We start from the raw sequence: 22,245 nt of genomic DNA, 5'->3' as shown, positions 1-22,245 counted from the left end.
ATGGAGTCTACGAATTGTGAACAGGGGAGAGGAAGCAGCATGGCAGCAAGAAAGGAAATTTCCGCAGGCGGCGTTGTATATCGTTATGTTGGAGGGGAGCTGGAAGTTCAGCTAATTCAGGACCGTTACGGCAAGGTATCCCTCGCCAAAGGCAAGATGGAGCCCGGCGAGACGGTAGAACAAACGGCACTGCGTGAGATTGTCGAAGAGACCGGCATTGAGGGTAAAATCATCGAGCATGTGGACATGATTGCTTATACTTATCAGCATCCGGAATATGGCACGGTCGACAAAGAGGTGCATTATTATCTTGTTGAAGCACTCGGCGGTGAGATGCAGCCGCAGGTAGAAGAGATTAAAGGGGTCGCCTGGTATACTCCGCAGGAGGCCTGGGACAAGCAGGTAAATGAAGGTTACGACAATAACGATATCATTCTGCGCAAAGCGCTGCAGTCTCTGGACATCCAGCTAGGCTGAGCCGGATGCTGTGAGAATTTGATTTAGGCTGTATGGAGATTACGGTCAACCTTCCTCCACACCGGAAGGTAACAGAGGGGGAGCGCCAGCAGGGAACAGGCGATGTTGAACAGCGTCTGCGCGTGAGCGATCTGCGCTCCCGGATCGGCGGACAGCCAGGCCGATACGGCCTGCAGCAGTCCGGCCAGCGGCATGAACAGCAGGGCGCCGCCTGCGTTCAGGGCAATGTGTGACCAGGCGACGAAGGCGGCGGCGCGGGTACCGCCGACGGATGCCATCAGCGCGGTCACACAGGTTCCAACATTGGCGCCGATCACAATCGTGACGCCAATCTCGACAGGCAGGATGCCCGCTCCTGCCATGCTGATGGCCATGCCGATGACAGCGGCACTGCTGTGGATCAGCGCGGTGAGACAGGCGCCGGCGGCAAAGCCCCACCAGGGGCTGTGGGCCGCCTGCTCCAGAAACGCGCTGAAGACGCCGGTCCGCTCCAGATACGGAGCGGTCAGCTGCATGGTGCGGATGCCGCCCAGCACCAGTGCAAAGCCGGCGCCGGCAAGGCTGCCGTACTGCCAGGCCAGAAGCGGACTGCGGCCGGGCCTGTGCGAAGGTCTGCCGAATTCGTACAGCAGGACAGTGAAGGCCCATAGTGCAAGGCAGACGGCGAGCAGCGGCCAGGCGAACCGGCCGATCTGCAGGCTGATGAGCTCGGTTGTCAGGCAGGTTCCGATATTGGAGCCAAGGATAATACCCAGCGTCTGACCGAAGCTCAGCAGACCGGCATTCACAAGTCCCATGGACAAGACGGTGACCGCGGTGCTGCTCTGGAGCAGGGCCGTGATGACCGTGCTGAAGAGCATGCCTTTCCAGGGGGATGACGTGGCCCGGTTCAAGCCTTGTATCAGCAGGGGACCGGCAAGCTTGTGCAGTGCATTCTCCATCAGCTTCATCCCTGCAAAAAATAAGATCAGCCCGTAAACGACAGGCACTATGACTTCTCTCATCATGGCTTAAGTACTCCCTTCGTACAGCTTGTTTTACATATATGAGCCATGGACGGGCACCATGACTGTGCAGCAGCCGAAACGGCCGCGTGGCAGAGAGCAGAAGCTGGGGCTGCAAGAATTGTTTTGATAAAACTTGATTAAGGAAGTGAAAGATTTGCCGTCAGTCATATTGGAACGGGGACGTAAAAAAAGACTCGAACAGAGCCACCCGTGGATCTATAAAAGCGAGATTGCTTCTGTGAACGGTGAGCCCGGGAACGGAACTCTCGTGGAAGTGCTTAACCATCAGGGACGGTATCTTGCGACAGGGTACTACAATGCCAATTCACAAATTACGGTGCGTGTCGTGTCACATCAGCCGCTGGAAGCGATGGATACGGCCTTTTTTGTCCGTCGGTTTGAGGATTGTCTGAAACACCGGGAACGTTTTGTTACAGGAGGGGACGCGTACCGTCTGGTCTATGGCGAAGCAGATTTTCTGCCGGGCCTGATTGTAGACCGTTTCGGAGACGTACTCGTTGTACAGCTGCTGACCCTGGGAATGGACGTGTGCCGTGAAGCGATTGTGGAGGCACTGATCCAGGTGGTGGAGCCAGCCGGCATCTATGAACGCAGTGACGTTCCGGTGCGCGAGCTGGAAGGTCTGGAGCAGGTCAAAGGCGAACTGTACGGGAAATGTCCGCGTCATGTGACGGTAACCGAGAACGGGCTGCTGATCAAGGTGGACATCGTGGAAGGCCAGAAGACCGGATATTTCTTTGACCAGCGTGAAAATCGGGCATCCATTGCTCCGCTGATGACAGGGTGGGGTGCGAAGAGCGGCATTCAACTCCAGGATGTGGTGGAAGAAGGCGAGGTCCGCCGCCTGCCCGTGAACAAAAGCGGCAAAACCGTTACGTTCCCATACTGGGATGGCGCAACGGTGCTGGAATGCTTCTCTCATACCGGAAGCTTTACGCTTCATGCTTGCAAGTACGGTGCCAAGAAGGTGACCTGCCTGGACATTTCGGAGCATGCCATTGAGAGCGCGCGGGAGAATGTCCGGCTGAACGGTTTTGAGGACCGTGTAGAATTTGTCGTTGACGATGCTTTTCAATACCTGAGATCCCAGGTTAAAGGGGTGGAGGAACGAACAGCGCGTGCGAACGGCGGAAAAGTGGATACATCCCAGCCTCTGACCGCAGGTGGAGGGAAAACATTTGATGTTGTTATCCTTGACCCGCCAGCCTTTGCCAAAACAAAAAGTGCAGTTAAAGGTGCCTGCCGCGGCTATAAGGATATTAACCTGCACGGGATGAAGCTGGTGAATGAAGGAGGCTATCTCGTAACGGCGAGCTGTTCCTACCACATGCGTCCGGACTTGTTCCTGGAGACGATCCGTGATGCTGCCATGGACGCGGGTAAAGTGCTTCGTCTGGTTGAATGGAGAGCCGCTGGCAAAGATCATCCGCAGATTCTGGGTGTTGATGAAGGCCATTACCTGAAGTTCGCGGTATTCGAGGTTCGCAGCAAGACCAGTCTGTAACGGAATGTGAAATTACCTTATAACGAATACACGATATAACGAATATTCGGTCAAAAAAGTATACGAGGTTATCCTTTGCTCGAAGAGCACCGGGATAACCTCTTTCTTTTCGGCATGGAGTAGAGAATGCTGGAAACAATCCAAACGTATGTTCCATGATGCGGCATTATGATATAATTGGAGTCATTATGTTTAGTTCGAATGAGGAGGGATTGGCAGTGAGTGTTACATTTCTGTTGGGACGGGCCGGAAGCGGCAAGAGCACGAAAATCATGGAGGAGATGACAGCTTCACTGCGGGATCAGCCCCAGGGAACACCGATGATGCTGCTGGTACCGGAGCAGGCGACCTTCCAGGCAGAGCACTCATTGGTATCTTCGGGAACCGTAAAGGGCAGTGTGCGGGCCCAGGTGCTCAGCTTCCGCCGGCTGGCCTACCGGGTGATGCAGGAGACAGGCGGAGCCGCGCTCACTCCGATTAGCGAAGAGGGTAAGAAAATGCTGCTGTACCGGATCATTCGCCGCCGTAAAGAAGAGCTGAAGCTGTTCGGTGATTCCGGAGACCAGCTCGGTTTTGTCGGCCGCCTTAACGACCTGTATACCGAATTTAAACGTTATTGTGTAGAGCCGATGCAGCTGGAGGAACAGATGGACCGTATGCAGGCTGCTGCCGGCAGCGCGCCCATGCTCCGGAACAAGCTCCAGGACATCATGACGATTCACCATGATTTTGAACACGAGCTCTCCAGGCTGTACGTCGACGAAGAAGACACGCTTGCACGCCTCGAGGAGGCGATCCCGCGTTCTTCCTATACTTCTTCTTGTGACATCTGGCTGGACGGATTTCGCGGGTTTACCCCTCAGGAGCTGCAGGTGCTGGAGAGGCTGATGGCAGCGTCGAGGTCCATGACCATTGCCCTTACTCTTGACCGGGAATACAGTCCAGGTGAGCTGCCTCATGAACTGGACTTGTTTCATCCGACAGCTTCGACCTTTGTTCAGCTGCGCGGGATGGCTGAGAGCCTTGGACTGGATATTCAGATCCGTTGGATGAATGAACGTCCGCTGCCCCGTTTTCGAAACAGTCCTCAGCTTGCTCATCTTGAGGAAGGTTTTGACCGGCGGCGCCGCTGGGACCGGCTGAACCAAGCCGCAGAGGCACCCCTGCTGAGCAGAGAGAGTGATATCAGATTGATCGCGGCCTCCAACCGCAGAGCTGAAGTTGAAGGGGCTCTGCGCGAAATGCTCAGACTTGCCCGCGAAGAAGGAGCACGCTTCCGCGATATGGCGATTCTGGTACGCAATCTGGAGGATTACGCCCCGCTGGTGGAGCCTGTATTCCGGGACTTTGATATTCCTTATTTCCTGGACCAGAAGCGGAGCGAGCTGCATCATCCCCTTGTTGAGCTTCTCCGTGCATCGCTGGATATCGTGCTGAGACGCTGGCGTTACGAAGATGTATTCAGGGCAGTGAAGACCGATATACTGCTGCCGCTGGACGGCAGTCTGACCCGTCAGGATATGGACCGGCTGGAGAACTACGTGCTTGCCTGCGGGATCCAGGGCTATCGCTGGACCGACGGTCGTCCATGGCAGGCCGTACCGAGTCTGTCGCTGGAGGACAACGGACAGGGGCTGCAGAGCAGCCGCCAAGAGCTGTTGGATAAGATGGAGGCCTGCCGGACAGCCATCGTTACGCCGCTGTATGCTTTTGAGAAGCGGCTGTCGAGAGCCAAGACGGCCCGGGAACAATGCGAGGCGCTGTACCTGCTGCTTGAGGATTGCGGAGCAGCGCACAAGCTTGAAACTTTGGCTGCAGAGGCGATGAACCAGGGTGACCCGGAGCGAGGCCGGGAACACCGGCAGCTGTGGGGTAAAGTGCTGGAACTGCTGGACCAGATCGCTGAAATGATGGGGGACGAGAAGCTGGAGCCCGAGCTGTTCGCCGGGATGATGGAAACCGGATTGTCTGAACTGAAGCTCTCCCTTGTACCGCCTGCACTGGATCAGGTGCTTGTCGGGACGATGGACCGGACGCGCACCGTCGGGGTGAAATATGCATTTCTACTCGGTTTTAATGAAGGTGTCGTGCCCGCAGTCATTCAGGAAGAAGGCGTGTTAACTGAACAGGAACGGATGCTGCTGGCTGAGCGCGGTTTCGAGCTGGCGCCGGATATCACTCGGCGTACGCTGGACGAGCGGTTCCTGGTGTATCAGGCACTGACACTGGCCAGCGATAAGCTGTGGGTCAGTTATCCGGCTGCCGACGAGGATCTGAAACCGCTGCTGCCTTCGGAGTACATCCGCCATCTGCGGCAGATGTTCGCTCTGCAGGAAGAAAAGCTCAGCCTGCAGCCGCTTCCGGGTCAAGGCTGGGAACAGCACGCGGCTTACGCGGCTCACCCTGAAGAAGCGCTGGCGCAGCTGATCGTTCAGCTTCGCCAGTGGAAGCGCGGGATCGATATCCCGCAGCCATGGTGGGATGTGCTGAACTGGTTTGCCGGTCAACCGGAGTGGCGCGGCCGGCTGGAGCGTAGCCTGGGCTCGCTCTTTTATCAGAACCCTGGTGAACCGCTGCGGGAGTCGACCAGCCGCCAGCTGTACGGCAGCAAACTGCGGACCAGTGTTTCACGGATGGAACGGTTTGTAGCTTGTCCGTTCTCTCATTTTGCCTCCCATGGTTTGCGCTTGAAGGAACGGCAGCTGTATCGTTTGCAGGCACCTGATATCGGACAGCTGTTTCATGCAGCACTGAGCCAGATGGCGATGAACCTGAAGGAGCGTAATCTGAGCTGGGGAAGCCTCAGCAGCGAAGAGTGCCGGCAGGAAGCGGAACAGACGGTGGATCGTCTGGCCCCGCAGCTGCAGGGAGAGATATTGCTCAGCTCCAAGCGCTATGGCTACATCTACCGCAAGCTGAAGAGTATCGTCAGCCGCGCATCCCTGATTCTGGGTGAACATGCACGCAGGGGCAGTTTTGAGCCGCTGGGACTGGAGCTCGATTTTGGTCCGGACAAGCCGCTGCCGCCCCTGGTGTTCGAACTGGAGAACGGCTGTGTCATGGAGGTCGTAGGGCGGATCGACCGGGTGGATGTGGCGGAAGGCGAACAGGGGCTGCTGCTGCGAGTCATCGATTACAAATCCAGCCAAAAAGATTTGAAGCTGCATGAAGTTTACTATGGCTTGGCGCTGCAGATGCTGACCTACCTCGAAGTTCTGCTCAGTTCGGCTGAGGATTGGCTGGGAGAACCGGCTTTTCCGGCAGGAACGCTCTATTTCCATGTGCATAATCCGCTGCTTCAGGCACCCAATGGATTGAGCAAGGAAAAAGCAGAAGAAGAGCTGCTGAAAAGGTTCAAAATGAAGGGGCTGGTACTGGCTGACCGTGAAGTGGTTGGCCAGATGGACACCAGTCTGGATAAGGGGTATTCCTCGGTTCTGCCTGTTGCCGTTAAAGCGGACGGCAGCTTCTACAGCAGCGCTTCCGTGGCTACAAGGGAGCAGTGGGATCAGCTGCTGGCTTCCGTACGGAGCAGCATCCGTCAGATCGGCACCCGGATCACGGAGGGTGACGTGGAGATCAAGCCTTACAAAATTCAGCAGGAGACTGCATGTGCCTTCTGCTCTTACAAACCGGTATGCCAATTTGACGACACAATCGAAGGCAACGACTATAACACCTGGTCTAAGCCCGGCAAGCAGCAGGTATGGGAACTGCTGGATTCATCCAAAGGTAAAGGAGGAGAGGAATAATGATCGAGATACCGAAACCCGAGGGAAGCTTCTGGAGTGACGATCAGTGGAAAGCAATCTCTCAGTCCGGCAGTCATATGCTGGTTGCTGCTGCAGCTGGTTCCGGGAAAACGGCTGTATTGGTTGAACGGATTATACGCAAAATTGCAGATCCGTCTTTGGGATACAGCGTAGACCGCCTGCTGGTGGCTACGTTCACCAAGGCCGCTGCCTCGGAGATGAAGCAGCGGATTCGTGAGGCGCTGGAGAGGGCGCTCGAGGAGGATGCCGATAACGATCATCTGCGCCGTCAGTTGTCCCTGCTGGGACGGGCATCGATTACGACGCTGCACTCCTTCTGCCTGGAGGTGATCCGGCGTTATTATCAGCTGATTCCACTGGATCCGGGCTTCCGCATCATGAATGAACATGAGGCGGAGCTGATGAGACAAGAGCTGCTTGAAGAGCTGTTCGAAGACAAGTATGGCGAGGAGCCGGAGGATAGCATATTCCGCCGCCTGGTGGACTGGTTCAGCGGGGAACGAAGTGACGATGCGATGTACGGATTGGTACAGAGACTCTACGATTTCTCCCGCAGTCATCCGTGGCCGGATCACTGGCTTATGGAGACCGCTCAAAATTTTGACGTTGAGGATACGGCTAGTCTTGGGCGCTCGATCTGGGTGCACAGTATCCTGCAGGATGCAGAACTGACGCTCCAAGGGGCAACGAGTCAGCTTATACAGGCGCTTGAGCTCACCGGACTTCCGGGCGGGCCTGTGCCTTATGCCAGTACGCTGTCAGAAGAGCTGGACATGATTCGTGAGCTGGAGCTGCAGCTGTCCCAGCGCCCGTGGTCGGAGCTGTATGATGTGTTTCAGACTGCAGCGTTTGGTAAGCTGAAGCCTTGCAAGAAGGATCAGACCGATCCTCTGCTGCAGGATAGGGTGAAGGCGCTGCGGGAATCAGCCAAGAAGGCGGTCAGTGAAGTTAAGCAGTCCCTGTTCGGCAGACCTGCAGAGGTATTCCTTGGCGAATTGCAGGAGGCAGCACCGTTAATGAACGAGCTCTCCGCTGTAATCATAGAATTCGGCCGGCGCTTTGAACAGGCGAAGCGAGCGAAGGGAATGGTCGATTTCAGTGACCTTGAGCACTACTGTCTGCGCATTCTGCGCCACCCGGACTCCACTCCGGCACAGCTTTTCCCTTCCGATGCCGCCTTGGAGTACCAGGCACAGTTCGATGAAGTACTGTTAGATGAATATCAGGATACAAATACGGTCCAGGAAGATATTGTCCGTCTGATTGCACGGCAATCACCCGGCAACCGTTTTATGGTCGGTGATGTCAAGCAGAGCATTTATCGGTTCCGGCTGGCAGAACCTGGCTTGTTTCTGGACAAGTACCGCCGCTATGACGAGCGCCCGGACGGAGAAGGAATGCGGATTGATCTGGCACGTAATTTTCGCAGCAGGACCGAAGTAGTCACCGCTGTTAATATGCTGTTCCGGCAGATCATGAATGAGGGTGTCGGCGAAATTGCCTACGATCATCGTGCAGAGCTGGTTTACGGAGCTTCTTTTCCGGCAGGAGAGGAGTACGGTCCATCCGCATATCAACCGGAATTTATTCTGATTGACCGGGCGGGGCAAGGCGCTGATGAACCATCAGCCTCTTCGGAAGAGGAGATGGTAGATTCGGCACCCGCTGAATGGGCCGAACTGGAGACAGCCCAGCTGGAGGCAAGAGCAATTGCTGCACGAATTCGCGAAATGACCGGGGAGACCGGGCATCCGCTGATGGTATATGACAAGGTGCTGAAGGATATGCGGCCGGCCGTATACAGTGACATGGTCATCCTGCTGCGTTCCACCCAATTGTGGACGCCTTTAATCGTGGAGGAACTCCGGCTGGAGGGGATTCCTGCGACAGGGGAGCAGAACAAAGGATATTTTCAGGCAACGGAAGTAGAGATCATGCTGTCGCTGCTGCAGGTTATTGATAATCCGCAGCAGGATATTCCGCTGGCATCCGTCCTCCGCTCACCGATTGTCGGATTAAGCAATGAAGAGCTTGCCAACATTCGTGTACTGGGAGGGGGAAGCTCTTTCTATGATGCGGTAACAGCAGCTGCAGGAACGGAGGCCGAGGGTGCTGCTGAACCTGAAGATGCAGCATACAGGCAGGGTGAGCAGGCTGCGCTGGTCCGGAAGCTCCAGTCATTCCTGGTCCAGCTGAGCCGCTGGCGTGATGAAGCGCGTCAAGGCAGCCTAGCGGAGCTGATCTGGCGCTTGTATCGTGATACCGGCTATCTGGACTGGGTTGGCGGCCTGCCGGGGGGAGTCCAGCGGCAGGGCAACCTGAGGGCACTGTATGACCGTGCCCGGCAGTATGAGCAATCGACGTCTAACCGAGGGCTGTTCCGCTTCCTGACCTTCGTCAAGCGTCTGCGTGAGCATGGCGGTGATCTTGGTGCGGCAGGTGGTACAGCTGAACTGGACAATGCGGTAAGAATCATGACGATCCATCGCAGTAAAGGACTGGAGTTTCCCGTCGTATTTATCGCGGGTATGTCGAAGATGTTCAACCAGCAGGATCTGAATGCGTCCTTCCTGATTCATAAGGAACTTGGTTTCGGGCCGAAATTTGTAGATGAAGATAAGCGGGTCAGTTATCCGACGCTGCCGAATCTGGCGATCCGCCGGCGCTCTCGTCTGGAACTGCTGGCTGAGGAAATGCGGGTGCTGTACGTAGCGTTGACCCGGCCGAAGGAAAAAATGATTCTGGTCGGGACGGTGAAAGATCTCCATTCCAAGGCTCAGGCGTGGGCGCAATCCCGTGATGTGTCCCTCGAGCGGCTGCCAGAAGACCTTCTGGCCTCGGCACGGTCTTATATGGACTGGGTTGGCCCTGCGCTGATTCGGCATCCCTCGGCCGGTCTGCTGCGGGAGATGGCGGGAGAGCCTGAAAGCCAGGCTGCACCTCTTGAGGGAGCATGGCAGATCGCTGTGCTCTCGTCAGATGGCATCGCACAGGCTGCCGCAGGACTGGAGATGACGGAAGATCTGCCGGATGAACGGAGGCAGCAGCTCCAGTCCCTTCGCCAGCTTCAGCTGTCCGAACTGCCGGGAAGCAGCGATACCGTTGATCGGCTCTTGTCATGGACGTATGGGTACCGTGAGGCAGGTAGAGTGGCGTCCAAGACGTCAGTTACCGAGATTCGCTCTTTACTGGCTGACCAGGATCAGCCGCCAGTAGATCTGCTGGAAGAACAGCTGCTGCGGCAGGAAGGCGAAGGCGGACCTGTCCGGGAGCAGGCAGGGCTTCATTTGCGCCGTCCCCGGTTCATGGAGCAGAAGAAGCTGAGCCCTGCCGAGCGCGGTACGGTCTATCATACGGTTATGCAGCATATCCCGCTTGCACTGGATACGGATACGTCCGTTGTGCGTGCAACGCTCGATCAGCTGGTATTGCTGCAGATTATTACAACCGAACAGGCGGAAGCAGTTGAAGCGGAACAGGTGGCATCCTTTTTCCAGAGCGAGGTTGGCCGCAAGCTGTCTGCCTCGGCTTCGGTTCAGCGGGAGCTGCCCTTCAGTTATGGTCTGCCGGCCAGGGACTCGGTGGTAACCCCGGCTCTGCTTGCTGAAGCGGAAGGGGATTCCATGGACGGACAAAGCGACGAACGACAGCGGCTGCAGCAGCTCGACGGGGATACGGTCCTGATCCAGGGGATTATAGATTGTTTGTTCGAAGCTGATGGTGAATGGATTCTGCTCGATTACAAGACAGACCGGGTGTTAGAGCATCAAGGCGGCACGGATACGCTGAAGGAGCATTATCGTTTTCAGCTGGATCTCTATGCGAAGGCCATTGAAGATATTTTGGGCAAACCTGTCAGCCAGAAGTGGTTGTACTTTTTTGACGCGGCGGCTGCTGTCAGACTGTAGCCGTATGAAGGATTTATTTTGCCAAACAACGATGATGGACAATAAATTCAAACCAAACCACAGCCTGGAGAAGGTATAAAAGATAGAGAAAGCTGCAGTGCAGAGAGGAGAAGCGGAAATGCGGATTTTGCATACGGGGGACTGGCATTTCGGTCGTACCCTGGAGGGGCGCAGCAGACTGAAGGAACAGGAGGCTTTTGTTGATGAGCTGGCTGCTATGGCGGACGATCAGCAGGCAGACCTGATTCTGATGGCGGGCGATGTCTATGATTCGGTTAACCCGCCAGCAGCTGCCGAGCAGCTTTTTTATGAGGCGGCAGCCTGTTTGACAGCAGGTGGAAGACCTATGGTTGTCATTGCAGGCAACCATGACCAACCGGAACGTGTGGCATCCGTAACTCCTCTGGTTCAGGGAAGAGGAATTACATTGGTCGGCCTCCCGACACAGGAGATTATAAGAGTCGGTACGGCCCGAACAGGGGAAGTGGCTCAAATCGCGGCGCTGCCCTATCCATCGGAAGCCCGGCTGAACGAGCTGCTGACCGGAGACGGGGATGAACAGGAACTGAGGGAGGCCTACAGTGCGCGGGTTGGACGGCTCATGAGACAGCTAGGCGGTTACTTTAGCAGGGATACCGTGAACCTGGCTATGAGTCATATTTATGTGCTTGGCGGTGTAGAAAGTGATTCGGAACGGCCTATTCAGGTCGGCGGCGCTTACACCGTTGACCCGCGTGCATTGGATACGGGGGCACAATATACAGCTTTAGGGCACTTGCATCGTCCTCAGGCTGTCAAAGGTGAAGGGATGATCCGTTACAGCGGTTCACCGCTGGCCTACAGCTTCTCCGAAGCCGGGCAGGCCAAATCGGTGACGATGATTGATGTAGTCCCGGGTGGCATACCTGTCATGGAAGAGCTTTATTTGGGCTGCGGTAAGCCGCTCGTACGATGGAAAGCCAAAGGCGGCTTGCAGGAAGTCTATCGCTGGCTGGACGAGGGTCAGGATGCTAACGCTTTTGTAGATCTGGAGATCCAGCTCGACGAGGCGATGTCCATCGGCGAGATTCAGGCTCTGCGCAAGCGTCATGAAGGTATTATTCATATTCGTCCGGTTTACCCCGAGATGGAAGCGGCCGAACTGGACGTGCAGCGGTCCCGGCTGCCTGTCCATGAATTATTCCGCAAATTCTATCAGCGGCATACGGGTGGTGCCCAGCCGGAGGAGGGGCTTGTTCAGCTGTTCCTAGAGCTAGTTGAAGAAGAACGGAGCCTGACTGGCCAGGAGGAGGACGAGCTATGAAACCGATCCTTTTAAAAATCGCCGGTTTACAGAGTTATCGGGAAGCGCAGGAAATTCATTTTGAGAAATTGACCGAAACGGGCCTTTTTGGCATCTTTGGCCCGACTGGCAGCGGGAAATCAACCATCCTGGATGCGATCACACTGGCTATGTATGGTAAGGTCGAACGTGCTGTAAACGGCACGCAGGGTATCATGAATCATTCCGAAGACAGTCTGGCCGTAGCCTTTACATTTGAACTGATGTCTGCGAATGGTCCTCTGCGCTACAGGGTTGAACGCCGGTTCAAGCGGAATAATGAAATTTCGGTCAGCAACACCGTCAGCCGTTTTATCGAAATTACCCCGGATGGTGACCAGGTTCTTGCTGATAAACTAGCGGATGTTACACGCTGTGTGGAAGAGCGGATTGGACTGAAGATGGATGATTTCACCCGCGCTGTTGTCCTGCCGCAGGGCAAATTTGCGGAGTTTCTGTCCCTCAAGGGAACTGAGCGCAGACAGATGCTGCAGCGATTATTTCATCTGGAACGGTACGGGGATCAGTTGGGGATCAAGCTGAGCCGCCGGGTGAAGGAGACGGATGGTGCCTTGAAGGCGCTGGAAGCGGAACAACAGGGTCTCGGACAGGCGGATGCTTCTTCGGTAGAAGAGGCCAAGACGGCTGTTGAGACGGCCGTACGGCTGGCAGAAGAAGCAAGAGCACTGCTGGATGCGGCCAGCCGTGAGGCGGAAGCCCTGTCCAAGCAGCGTGAGCTGCAGCAGGAACAGACCCGGCGCCAGGAGGAGCTCGATACACTGTCCAGCCGGGAGCAGGACATGACAGAGATGGAACGCAAGCTTCGCCTGGCGGCTGAGGCTAATGGAATGATGCCTGTCCTTCGGGAACGGAAGTCGTCCGCTGTGGAGTCTGAACGACGTCATCATGCTGCGGCCGCTGCTGAACAGCAGTCCGGACAGGCCGAAACCGCTGCTCGGGAGGCTGCTGGCGCAGACTTGGCTGCGAGGCAGGTCTTGAGTGAAGAAGAACCGAAGCTGCTGCTCCGGCTTGACCAGCTGGAACAGGCGCGTCAGCTGCAGATTGAGAGCCGGACGCTTGAGGGCGAAGTTCAGCAGCTGGCCATACGTCAGGATGGGAATGATCAGAAGCGCAGCCGGATCGAGCAGCAGCTGCTGAAGGAACAGGAGCTGCATACGCGCGGACAGAAGAAGCAGCAGGAACTGCAGGAGCTGCTTAAGCAATATGAAGTGCGGGCGTCTGAACGCCGGCAGCTTCAGGAAGCCATACAGCTGCTGCAGCAGCTGAATTCGCAGGAAGATCAGCTGCGTCAGCTGTCTGAGGAGGAGCGGCTGCAGGAAGGGCGGCTGCAGCAGTCCGTTCTCGAGCTGGAGCAGACACGGAAGCTGGAATGCGAGCAGCAGCAACAGCAGCAGCAGCTCGCTTACTCGGCGGCAGAAGCGCTGGAGCAGCTGCTTGTTCTGGAAGCCGCGTGCACTGCGGAGCTGGCCGGGCTTGATGCGGACGAAGTGCTGCTCCGTCAAGAGCTCCGCGCAGGGGAACTGCGGCGCCTGTCGCTCAGCCTGGCGGCCGAGCTGCGTGACGGTGAGCCCTGCCCCGTCTGCGGGGGCATGCATCATCCCGCCCCTGCTGCGCCAGGCGATGAAGAGGCGCACGCCGGCGAGGCGGCGCTGGCCGCGCTGCAGCAGCTGCGCAGCGAACTGCACGAGCTGCGCCTGAACCTGCGCCAGCAGCTGCACGAACGCCGCAGCCTGCTGGAGCAGCTGGGCGCCGCCCAGCCCGAAGCCGCAGCAGCAGCGGCTTCGCCCCAGCCCAAGCCGGCGTCCGACGCCGCCGGCAGACCCGCCCGCTGCGCCGGGCTTACACGGCAGGCGGCCGGTCTGGCCGCTGCCGGAGCGCCGCTGCGCGCAGCAGCTGCGGGCCTGCGGGAGGCGGCATCCGCCGCCGGGCAGGCCCGCATGAAGGCGGCCGCCGAGCAGGAGGCGGCCGAGCAGGCGCTGGCGCAGGTGCGCCGCAAGCGGGAAGCGGCAGCTTCCGCTTGTGAGGCGATGCGCAGCGAATGGGCCCAGCGGCTGCCGGACCTGCAGCCGGAAACGGCGGCATCGCAGTATGAAGCAATGCAGGAGCGGGACAGCCGCGCCGAGGAAATTCGCGGCAAGCTGGACATCAGCGTCACCTTTCTGGAGGACAAGGTGCGCCTGGTTCAGCAGCTGCGCCAGGAGATGGCAGAGCTGGACAAGCAGCTGGCCGCAGGCACAGCGTCCCTGGAAGGCAAGCAGGCCCTGCTGCGGGAGAAAGAAGAAAGGCTGCGGGCCTGGATCGGGGATCAGCAGGTGGAGTCTCTGCTGCAGGAGGCACAGTCGCGCCTAAGCGGGCTGAAGGCGGATGCCGAACGGGCTGCCAAGGCGCATAGGGCGGCGGATGAGACCCGCCAGGAGCTGGCCAAGCAGGCGGTGATGGCGCGGCAGGCTGCGGATTCTGCTCGGGAATATCAGCAATCCGCCGTACAGCGCTGGGAGGAGCTCCTGCAGGCATCGTCGTTTGACGATGAGGCGGAGGTGACGGCCAATGATCTGGAGCCGGCGGTGATTCAGCGCTTTGGGGAAGAGACCCGTCTTTACCGGGAGCGTCAGCGGGAGCTGCATGCCCAGCTGCGTCATGTTGAGGAGCAGCTCGGCGGCACGGTGGTAAGTGAGGAGCAGTGGCAGGAAGCGCGGCTGCGGTTCCTGGCATGCCGGCAGCAGGACGAAGAAGCGCTCCAGCAGCGGGCCCGTGCGCTGCGGGATCTGGAAGATTTGCAGCAGCGTCATGAACGTTGGACCGTTCTGGAGGAACAGCGCAAGCGCCGGCAGGCGGAAGCGGATCAGCTGTCCAAGCTGCAATCGTGTCTGCGGGGCAACGCCTTCGTAGAGTATATTGCCGAGGAGCAGCTGATGCAGGTCAGCCAGGCAGCATCCCAGCGTCTGCGCTTTCTGACCAAGCAGCGCTACTCACTGGAAGTAGATTCAAGCGGTGGGTTTGTGATCTGTGACGATGCAAACGGGGGAATGAAAAGGCCGGTATCGACCCTGTCGGGCGGCGAAACCTTTCTGACTTCGTTATCATTGGCATTGGCGCTGTCGGCACAGATTCAGCTGCGGGGGCAGTATCCGCTGCAGTTCTTCTTCCTGGATGAAGGTTTTGGAACACTGGATCCTGAACTGCTCGATACCGTCATTACATCCCTGGAGAAGCTCCATCATGACAAGCTTTCGGTTGGTGTCATCAGTCACGTACCGGAACTGCGGGCCAGACTGCCGCGCAAGCTGGTGGTCGTACCGGCAGGGCATGCAGGCGGAGGCTCCAAAGTGGTTATGGAATCCCTGTAAACAGAGGTTCAGAGTGACAAGAGTCACAGTGACAGTTTCAGACGGCTGTTATACTACAGTTAAGCCGATATCTTACTTGGAAGCACCCCGGCGGGCGCATGTGAAGGAAGTTGATTCCCTGATATGCGTCCGCGTGCAGCAGACCTTAAGGTCTGCAGGGTGCTTCTTTTTTTTACAATCCATTCAGAAGGTCAACAGGTAAAAGCCTGTTTTCTTGTCACCTTTCGCCCATTTTTGGAATAAGATGCAATTAGAAAATGGCAGTGAATGAGGAGGAAATCGGTATGTCGAGTCATGAAACCAAAGAGGTATGCGGCCAGCATGTTCATCGCTATGTCGCCGTATGGACAGTTGAAGGAAAGGTGTACGACGGAATCGTCGATCATGTGGATGACGAGAAATTGTATCTGGCTGTTCCGGTCGGAGGCGGAGAAATGGATGACCGTTTCCCGCAGGGAGAGCCAAGAGCTTTTGTACCAGGCTATCCGATCCCGCCGGGCGGCTACATCAATGCTTATCCCAGCTATCCGGTGTACCCGCCCTATGGTTACCCGTATATTCGCCGGCGCTTCAATCCCTTGATTTTACCTTTGGCGACGCTCACTGCAATCAGTCTGCTGCCTTATTATTGATTTAAGAAGGACGTCCATTCCGCGGAATGGGCGTTTTCTTATGCGCGCTGCTGCCCAATTGGACGCTCTTTCCGCTTTCGGGTATGATTAGATACAGCGCGATACGGCCGCGCAGGCGGCGTACACCAATGAATGAGGGGGGTCTTTTTATGGACTGTTTATTTTGCAAAATTGTAGAGGGCAGCATTCCCGCTAAGGTGCTCATGGAGACAGATAACGTGCTTGTGTTCCACGATATTCAACCTGCAGCGCCGGTGCACGTTCTGATCATTCCCAAGAAGCATATCGCTTCTATGAATGACGTGACCGCAGAAGATCTCGGTGTAATCGGTGAGATGCATCAGGCTGCTCAGCAGGCTGCACGGAAACTGGGTGTCGACCAGTCCGGCTACCGTCTAATTAACAACTGTGGTCCGGACAGCGGACAGGCAGTGCATCATCTGCATTATCACCTGCTGGGCGGCGCCAAACTTGGAGCGTTGACGGGAATTTCCGGCTCTCATGCCTGATTAGAATCTTCATACTTGAAATAACATTTCGTATTAGGTTGACACCTATGCTATCCTTGACCTATAATGTAGTTTGATGAACCGTGTTATTGCTCTTGGACGGTCTGGTCGGAGGGAGGGAAAACTGGTGTCTGAAACTAAAGTTCGCAAAAACGAGACTATTGATGCTGCACTTCGCCGCTTTAAACGTTCCATCGCTAAGGATGGCGTTTTGGCTGAGGTTAAGAAGCGTAAGCATTATGAGAAGCCAAGCGTAAAGCGCAAGAAAAAGTCTGAGGCTGCTCGTAAGAGAAAGTTTTAGGAGGATTTGAACTAGCATGAATCTTAGCGAACGATTGAACGAAGATATGAAGCAAGCGATGAGAGACAAGGACAAGTTCAAACTCTCAACGATTCGGATGGTTCGTTCGACGATCAAGAATCTTGAAATAGATTTGAAACGAGACTTGGATGACAACGAAGTGCTTGATATCCTAAGTCGTGAAATCAAACAGCGCAAAGATGCCCTCCAAGAATTTAGTAAGGCTGGCCGCGAGGAAATGGCGGCAGATGCCCAAGCGGAAATTGATTTGCTCATTCAGTACCTTCCCGCACAGCTTTCTGAAGAAGAAATTAAAGTTATTGTACAGCAGACCATCCAGGAAACCGGTGCTTCTTCAAAAGCCGAGATGGGGAAAGTCATGGCGGCTCTGATGCCTAAGGTAAAAGGCCGTGCAGATGGTAAACTCGTGAACCAAGCGGTTCAACAATTTCTGCAATAAAACATGAAGCGCCCGAACACCCCCTGTTAACAGGGGGTGTTTTTTCTATGTTCATTTTTGATGTGCATGGGAGAGGATCTGCAGCAGCTGGAGACGATAAAATAAGTTGGATACCGATTTGTGGAATCTGCTGGATATATTGTATCTGTAAGGATTTTCAGGAGAATTCCGAATTCCGACAAATTTTTGAAACGTAATGCTTGCATGATTCGTAATAAATACCATAAGCTTGACATGACCGTTACTGGAAAGTGAGGGGAAAGCTGTGAATATAAGGCGCTATCTGGGAGCCTTCGGAACGATGCTCCTGTTTCTAGCCATACTCCTGCCGCTGTTGGGAGCTGCTCTGCCAGTATCTGCTGCAGCCCAAGCGGGACCTGTTTACGTAATTCCTGTGAATCAGGAAATTGAGCGGGGGCTCCAGCAATTCATGGAGCGGGGATTTAAGGAGGCTGCTGATATGAAAGCGCGGCTGATCGTTCTGGACATTGATACGCCTGGGGGAAGAGTGGATACGGCCGATGCGCTGGGCAAGCTGATCCGGGAGAGTGAGATTCCGACGGTGGCCTACATCCGCGGTAAAGCGGCTTCTGCTGGAAGCTACCTGGCACTAAATGCGGATAAGATCGCGATGGAGCCTGGCAGTTATATTGGTGCAGCCGCACTGGTTGACAGCTATGGCAATCATATCGAGGATGCGAAGCTGGTAGCTGCCTGGAAGAGCCAGATGGCTTCGGCTGCAGAGTCCAGCGGGCGCAATGCCGATATTGCCCGAGGTATGGTGGATGCCAATATCGTTGTGGAGCTGCCTGGTCTTGACCAAGAGAAAGAGAAGGGTCAAATTATTTCATTGTCCAGTGAGGAAGCGCTTAAAGTTGGATACGCGGATAAGATTGCTTCCAGTACAGACGAGGTTGTCGAGTGGATGGGCTATTCGAAAGCAGATGTCTTTCAGGTAGAGCATTCTTTTGCTGAACGTCTGGCGGCATTTCTGACAAACCCGGTGGTGCAGGTTGTACTTCTGTTTTTCGGCATAGCCGGTGTAGTGATTGAAATTCTGGTTCCTGGCTTCGGAGTGCCGGGAATTCTGGGGATCACGGCCTTCGCGTTATATTTCTTCGGGAATTATGTTGCAGGGTTTGCCGGCAATGAGACTTGGCTGTTGTTTATTATTGGTCTTGTGCTGCTGGTGCTTGAACTATTTGTACCTAGCTTTGGTATCCTTGGCATCCTTGGATCGGTCAGCCTGGTTGCCGGAGTCGTCAGAGCAGCTTATGATACTTCACATGCTTTCCTGTCATTGGGGATTGCCTTTGGCGCCGCTTTGGTAGTTGTTGTTATCGTGGCCATTGTGTTCAAGGAGCGAGGGGTCTGGAACCGGTTTATCCTGAGTGAGAGTCTGACCTCTGACAAGGGTTATTCCTCGATCCGTGACCGCAGCTTGCTGGTTGGTCAATTGGGTGTCAGTGTTACGCCGCTTCGTCCTGCGGGAACTGTGCTAATTGACGGAGAGCGGATCGATGTTGTCACAGAGGGCGGGTTTATCGCTGCCAATACACCGGTGGTTGTCCAGAAGGTGGAAGGATCCAGAATTGTGGTTCAGCAGCAGGCATAGTCCTAGCTGCTTGTACATAGGCATTCAGCCTGTTCATGAATGCCGACGATAAGAGATTCGATATAATCTCACATTATGGAGGATGATAGTTGTATGGAACCAGGATTGATTACTTTTCTACTCATTGCGGTCGTTGTTGTCATCGTACTGAGCGTGTTTTTCAGCTTTTTCCCGGTGATGCTCTGGATTTCGGCGCTTGCTTCAGGCGTGCGGATCAGTATTATCACACTGGTAGCTATGCGTTTGCGCCGGGTAACACCGAGCCGTATCGTAAATCCGTTGATCAAGGCGACGAAGGCCGGTCTCGGTTTGACCATTAATCAGTTAGAGAGTCACTTTCTTGCTGGCGGTAATGTAGACCGGGTTGTAAATGCATTGATTGCAGCCCAGCGTGCAAACATTCCGCTCGAATTTGAACGGGCGGCTGCCATTGACCTGGCTGGCCGTGACGTGCTGCAGGCTGTTCAGATGAGCGTAAACCCGCGTGTCATTGAGACGCCGATCGTCGCTGCCGTTGCTAAAGACGGTATCGAAGTGAAGGTAAAAGCACGGGTTACGGTTCGCGCGAATATCGACCGACTGGTCGGCGGCGCAGGCGAAGAGACGATTATCGCACGTGTTGGTGAGGGGATTGTAACGACGGTAGGTTCGAGTAACTCGCATAAAGACGTACTGGAGAATCCGGATCTGATCTCACGTACCGTATTGTCCAAGGGTCTTGACGCGGGTACAGCATTCGAGATCCTGTCTATTGATATCGCGGATGTGGATGTAGGCAAGAACATTGGTGCCTTCCTGCAGACAGAACAAGCCGAAGCCGACAAGCGTATCGCTCAGGCGAAGGCGGAAGAACGCCGCGCTATGGCGGTAGCACAAGAGCAGGAAATGAAGGCACGTGTCGTTGAGATGAGAGCGCGGGTAGTTGAATCCGAGTCCGAAGTACCTCTTGCGATGGCAGAGGCACTGCGCGGTGGTCAGCTGGGCGTAATGGATTATATGAACCTTAAGAACATCGAAGCCGATACTCAAATGCGCGGGTCTCTTGGCAAATCAGGTGACAGCGGCCAGAATGATTCCAAGAACGGCAAATAAACCGCTCTAACTGAAATCGGGGAATGGCGGTGAGTTATGGATAACTTAGTGGATTGGATCGTCAATCATATCTATATTGTGTTTGTAGTGGTGTTTGCTTTGTACTCGATGTTCAGCAAAGGAGTAAAGGGCGCCACCAAGGGCGGAATGCCGACCTTTGGCGGTAAGCCTGAATCGGCAGAGACACAAAGAAATTCGGACTCCTCGGATTCGGATGATGACTGGGATGAGGACACGGATGAATCCAGCCCGTACTCAGATAGCCATACGGCTGCCCGCAGACCTTCGTACAATACGTTTGAGAAGGAGTATGATGGTGAAGGGAAGACGATGGAGCTGGATACGACGCTGGATGACCGGATCCGGGAAATGGAGGCAGAACGCCGCCGTATTCAGAAACATTTGGACTCAGTCTCTACCTCCCATATGCCGGGGGTTACCGAACTGTCTGATTCCTCCTCTTCCAGCATAGAGAATGACAACAATATTCAGGCGGATGACCTTCGCCGGGGAATCGTATGGGCCGAGATTCTGGGCCCGCCGCGAGCCAAACAATCTTTAGCGGCGTCCAGAAGGACGCAGCGTTAATGCTTGAACCTAACCGGGTTCTTCGGAAACCGGTTAGGTTTTTTTTCATCCGGACATAGGGGCAGCCGCAGCTGCTGACAAAAAGCCGCCATCTGGATTTATGTAAAGCCGGGAATATCTATTTCTTCATAAACCAGCCTTCTGCTGCATATGGTGTACAGTACAGGAAGGGGGATCACCGTTACATGAGCCGTTTAAGCCGTAAGCTGCGCAGATGGACCAGCGAAGCACTGGATCTGCCGCAGGACGTTCTTTTTGATCTGCCGCGGGTGACCCTGATCGGAAGCAAACAGCTGTACATTGAGAACCATCGAGGGGTCGTGGATTTCCGGCCGGATCAGCTGATTCTGGCCCTGTCCCGGGGAAGGCTGGTCATTCAAGGCAGCGGACTTGTCATCCGCTCCATCCTCTCGGAGGAGGTTGCCGTTGAAGGCACCATTATAGATATCCATCTGGACGGAACGGAGGAGAACAATTGAAGAGTCCGACTTTGTCCACAGTTAGAGGAAGTGTCGTTATCGTTGTTACTGGCGGGCGGGTGGAGGAGCTGATGAATCTGCTGGCCGCCGAACATATTGTTATCTGGAATGTCAGAGCGCTTGCCGCGCAGAAAGCCGAGATGCAGGTGCTGCTGTCGGATTTCTTCAGGCTGCGTCCGCTTCTGCGCAGGACAGGCTGCCGGATGAAGGTATCCCAGCGGAATGGCCTGCCGTTCGTATGGCTGCGATTGCGAAAACGAAGCTTTTTCACAGCGGGCATTCTCATCTTTTTTGTTACGCTGTATTTCCTCTCTTCTATGGTATGGGATGTGAAGGTGGAAGGAAACAGTCGGCTTACTACAGATGAGGTGCTGCGGGCAGCCCGCGCGGAGGGGATCTACCCTTTTCAATGGGAAGGGCGGCTGGCCCCGCAGGACAAGCTGGCGAAGCAGCTCGCTTTGCGTCTTCCTGGCGTCTCATGGATTGGTGTCAGCAAGGAAGGGACCACGGTTAAGATCGAGATTGTGGAAGCGAAGGAACCGCAGAAAGCGGAGCTCCTTAATCCAAGGCATCTTATTAGCACAGCGGATGCAGTCGTCACTCACATTTACGCTGAACAGGGCAGGCCTGTCGTAGCACAGAATATGCGTGTGAAGAAAGGGGCAATCCTGATCTCAGGTACGCTGGGAGATGAGGAGAACAGCCAGACGGTTGTCGCCAAGGGAGAAGTAAAAGGGCTTGTCTGGCATGAATATAATCTAGAGGTGCCTCTCACGCACCGCACACAGGTGTATACAGGGGAAAGTAAGGAAAAGCTCTATCTGGTGCTCGGCAGCAGAGCCATTCAGCTATGGGGATATGGCAAGGACCCCTATGAGTCCTCTAAAGTGGTTACCGAGCTTGATCCGTTAACCTGGCGGTCTTACAAGCTGCCGGTCGGCTGGATGACCGAGAAGGTCATGGAGAACAGCACGTTGGAAGAGAAGCTGACCCCACAGCAGGCCAAGAATGAGGCGCTAGCTGCTGCCCACTCGGATATTTTGGCGAAAAACGGCAAAGGCACAAAAATAATGAGTCAAAAAATTTTGCATGAGAAGACAGAGAATGGTAAAGTTTATATGAAAGTGCTTTTTGAAGTTGAACAAAATATTACGGGAGAACTTCCGTTAGTTCATAACCAAGGAGAATGA

Annotated in this window: 16 protein-coding genes; 15 read left to right on the top strand and 1 reads right to left on the bottom strand. The window is 55.3% G+C overall.

What is annotated here, in order from left to right; genetic code table 11:
* The first annotated feature begins 39 nt into the window (after positions 1-39).
* Positions 40-477 (top strand): NUDIX hydrolase, encoded by a 438-nt coding sequence (locus tag Q5741_RS03495; RefSeq protein WP_305022634.1) that lies wholly within the window; start codon positions 40-42, stop codon positions 475-477.
* A gap of 23 nt (positions 478-500) precedes the next feature.
* On the opposite strand, the gene Q5741_RS03490 is transcribed toward Q5741_RS03495, so the two are convergent.
* On the bottom strand, positions 501-1,484 hold the full coding sequence (locus tag Q5741_RS03490; RefSeq protein ID WP_305022633.1) for a Na/Pi cotransporter family protein: 984 nt from the start codon (positions 1,482-1,484) through the stop codon (positions 501-503).
* A 154-nt stretch (positions 1,485-1,638) separates the two neighbouring features.
* Between Q5741_RS03490 and Q5741_RS03485 the strand changes: the two genes are divergently transcribed.
* From Q5741_RS03485 to yqfD, 14 genes are all read left to right on the top strand, one after another.
* Positions 1,639-3,009, top strand: coding sequence for a class I SAM-dependent rRNA methyltransferase (locus tag Q5741_RS03485; RefSeq protein ID WP_305022737.1), 1,371 nt, complete (start codon positions 1,639-1,641; stop codon positions 3,007-3,009).
* Between the two features lie 218 nt (positions 3,010-3,227).
* Positions 3,228-6,761, top strand: a complete 3,534-nt coding sequence (gene addB / locus Q5741_RS03480; protein WP_305022632.1) for a helicase-exonuclease AddAB subunit AddB — start codon at positions 3,228-3,230, stop codon at positions 6,759-6,761.
* Positions 6,761-10,690, top strand: a complete 3,930-nt coding sequence (gene addA, locus Q5741_RS03475) for a helicase-exonuclease AddAB subunit AddA (protein WP_305022631.1) — start codon at positions 6,761-6,763, stop codon at positions 10,688-10,690. Before addB ends, addA begins: the two co-directional genes overlap by 1 nt.
* A gap of 118 nt (positions 10,691-10,808) precedes the next feature.
* Entirely contained in the window at positions 10,809-11,993 is a 1,185-nt protein-coding gene (locus Q5741_RS03470) for an exonuclease SbcCD subunit D (RefSeq protein ID WP_305022630.1), read from the top strand.
* Positions 11,990-15,379 (top strand): AAA family ATPase, encoded by a 3,390-nt coding sequence (locus Q5741_RS03465; protein WP_305022629.1) that lies wholly within the window; start codon positions 11,990-11,992, stop codon positions 15,377-15,379. The genes Q5741_RS03470 and Q5741_RS03465 overlap by 4 nt, the downstream gene beginning before the upstream one ends.
* Before the next feature lie 284 nt (positions 15,380-15,663).
* Positions 15,664-16,011: a hypothetical protein gene (locus tag Q5741_RS03460; RefSeq protein WP_305022628.1), complete on the top strand. Its 348-nt coding sequence runs from the start codon at positions 15,664-15,666 to the stop codon at positions 16,009-16,011.
* A 149-nt stretch (positions 16,012-16,160) separates the two neighbouring features.
* Positions 16,161-16,520: a histidine triad nucleotide-binding protein gene (locus tag Q5741_RS03455; RefSeq protein WP_305022627.1), complete on the top strand. Its 360-nt coding sequence runs from the start codon at positions 16,161-16,163 to the stop codon at positions 16,518-16,520.
* A 127-nt stretch (positions 16,521-16,647) separates the two neighbouring features.
* Positions 16,648-16,821 (top strand): 30S ribosomal protein S21, encoded by a 174-nt coding sequence (gene rpsU, locus Q5741_RS03450; RefSeq protein ID WP_005547957.1) that lies wholly within the window; start codon positions 16,648-16,650, stop codon positions 16,819-16,821.
* Positions 16,822-16,837: 16 nt separating this feature from the next.
* Complete coding sequence (locus tag Q5741_RS03445; protein WP_305022625.1) at positions 16,838-17,281, top strand: GatB/YqeY domain-containing protein; 444 nt, start codon at positions 16,838-16,840, stop codon at positions 17,279-17,281.
* Between the two features lie 301 nt (positions 17,282-17,582).
* On the top strand, positions 17,583-18,896 hold the full coding sequence (locus tag Q5741_RS03440; RefSeq protein ID WP_305022736.1) for an NfeD family protein: 1,314 nt from the start codon (positions 17,583-17,585) through the stop codon (positions 18,894-18,896).
* Positions 18,897-18,989: 93 nt separating this feature from the next.
* Positions 18,990-19,988: a flotillin-like protein FloA gene (gene floA, locus Q5741_RS03435; protein WP_305022624.1), complete on the top strand. Its 999-nt coding sequence runs from the start codon at positions 18,990-18,992 to the stop codon at positions 19,986-19,988.
* 36 nt (positions 19,989-20,024) lie between these two features.
* On the top strand, positions 20,025-20,576 hold the full coding sequence (locus tag Q5741_RS03430) for a hypothetical protein (protein ID WP_305022623.1): 552 nt from the start codon (positions 20,025-20,027) through the stop codon (positions 20,574-20,576).
* A 185-nt stretch (positions 20,577-20,761) separates the two neighbouring features.
* Entirely contained in the window at positions 20,762-21,055 is a 294-nt protein-coding gene (gene yqfC, locus Q5741_RS03425) for a sporulation protein YqfC (RefSeq protein ID WP_305022622.1), read from the top strand.
* Positions 21,052-22,245 (top strand): sporulation protein YqfD, encoded by a 1,194-nt coding sequence (yqfD, locus tag Q5741_RS03420; protein WP_305022621.1) that lies wholly within the window; start codon positions 21,052-21,054, stop codon positions 22,243-22,245. The genes yqfC and yqfD overlap by 4 nt, the downstream gene beginning before the upstream one ends.

This window comes from Paenibacillus lacisoli (assembly GCF_030580655.1).
Taxonomy (GTDB): domain Bacteria; phylum Bacillota; class Bacilli; order Paenibacillales; family Paenibacillaceae; genus Paenibacillus; species Paenibacillus lacisoli.
Note: the sequence above shows the minus strand (reverse complement) of the source record. Positions and strands in the feature narration are given on the sequence as shown.

Bases quoted from the DNA above. Each gene is read 5' to 3' on its own strand.
- Q5741_RS03495 (WP_305022634.1), top strand. From the start codon at position 40: ATGGCAGCAAGAAAGGAAATTTCCGCAGGCGGCGTTGTATATCGTTAT.
- Q5741_RS03490 (WP_305022633.1), bottom strand. From the start codon at position 1,484: ATGATGAGAGAAGTCATAGTGCCTGTCGTTTACGGGCTGATCTTATTT.
- addA (WP_305022631.1), top strand. From the start codon at position 6,761: ATGATCGAGATACCGAAACCCGAGGGAAGCTTCTGGAGTGACGATCAG.
- Q5741_RS03470 (WP_305022630.1), top strand. From the start codon at position 10,809: ATGCGGATTTTGCATACGGGGGACTGGCATTTCGGTCGTACCCTGGAG.
- Q5741_RS03465 (WP_305022629.1), top strand. From the start codon at position 11,990: ATGAAACCGATCCTTTTAAAAATCGCCGGTTTACAGAGTTATCGGGAA.
- Q5741_RS03460 (WP_305022628.1), top strand. From the start codon at position 15,664: ATGTCGAGTCATGAAACCAAAGAGGTATGCGGCCAGCATGTTCATCGC.
- Q5741_RS03455 (WP_305022627.1), top strand. From the start codon at position 16,161: ATGGACTGTTTATTTTGCAAAATTGTAGAGGGCAGCATTCCCGCTAAG.
- Q5741_RS03445 (WP_305022625.1), top strand. From the start codon at position 16,838: ATGAATCTTAGCGAACGATTGAACGAAGATATGAAGCAAGCGATGAGA.
- Q5741_RS03440 (WP_305022736.1), top strand. From the start codon at position 17,583: ATGCTCCTGTTTCTAGCCATACTCCTGCCGCTGTTGGGAGCTGCTCTG.
- floA (WP_305022624.1), top strand. From the start codon at position 18,990: ATGGAACCAGGATTGATTACTTTTCTACTCATTGCGGTCGTTGTTGTC.
- Q5741_RS03430 (WP_305022623.1), top strand. From the start codon at position 20,025: ATGGATAACTTAGTGGATTGGATCGTCAATCATATCTATATTGTGTTT.
- yqfC (WP_305022622.1), top strand. From the start codon at position 20,762: ATGAGCCGTTTAAGCCGTAAGCTGCGCAGATGGACCAGCGAAGCACTG.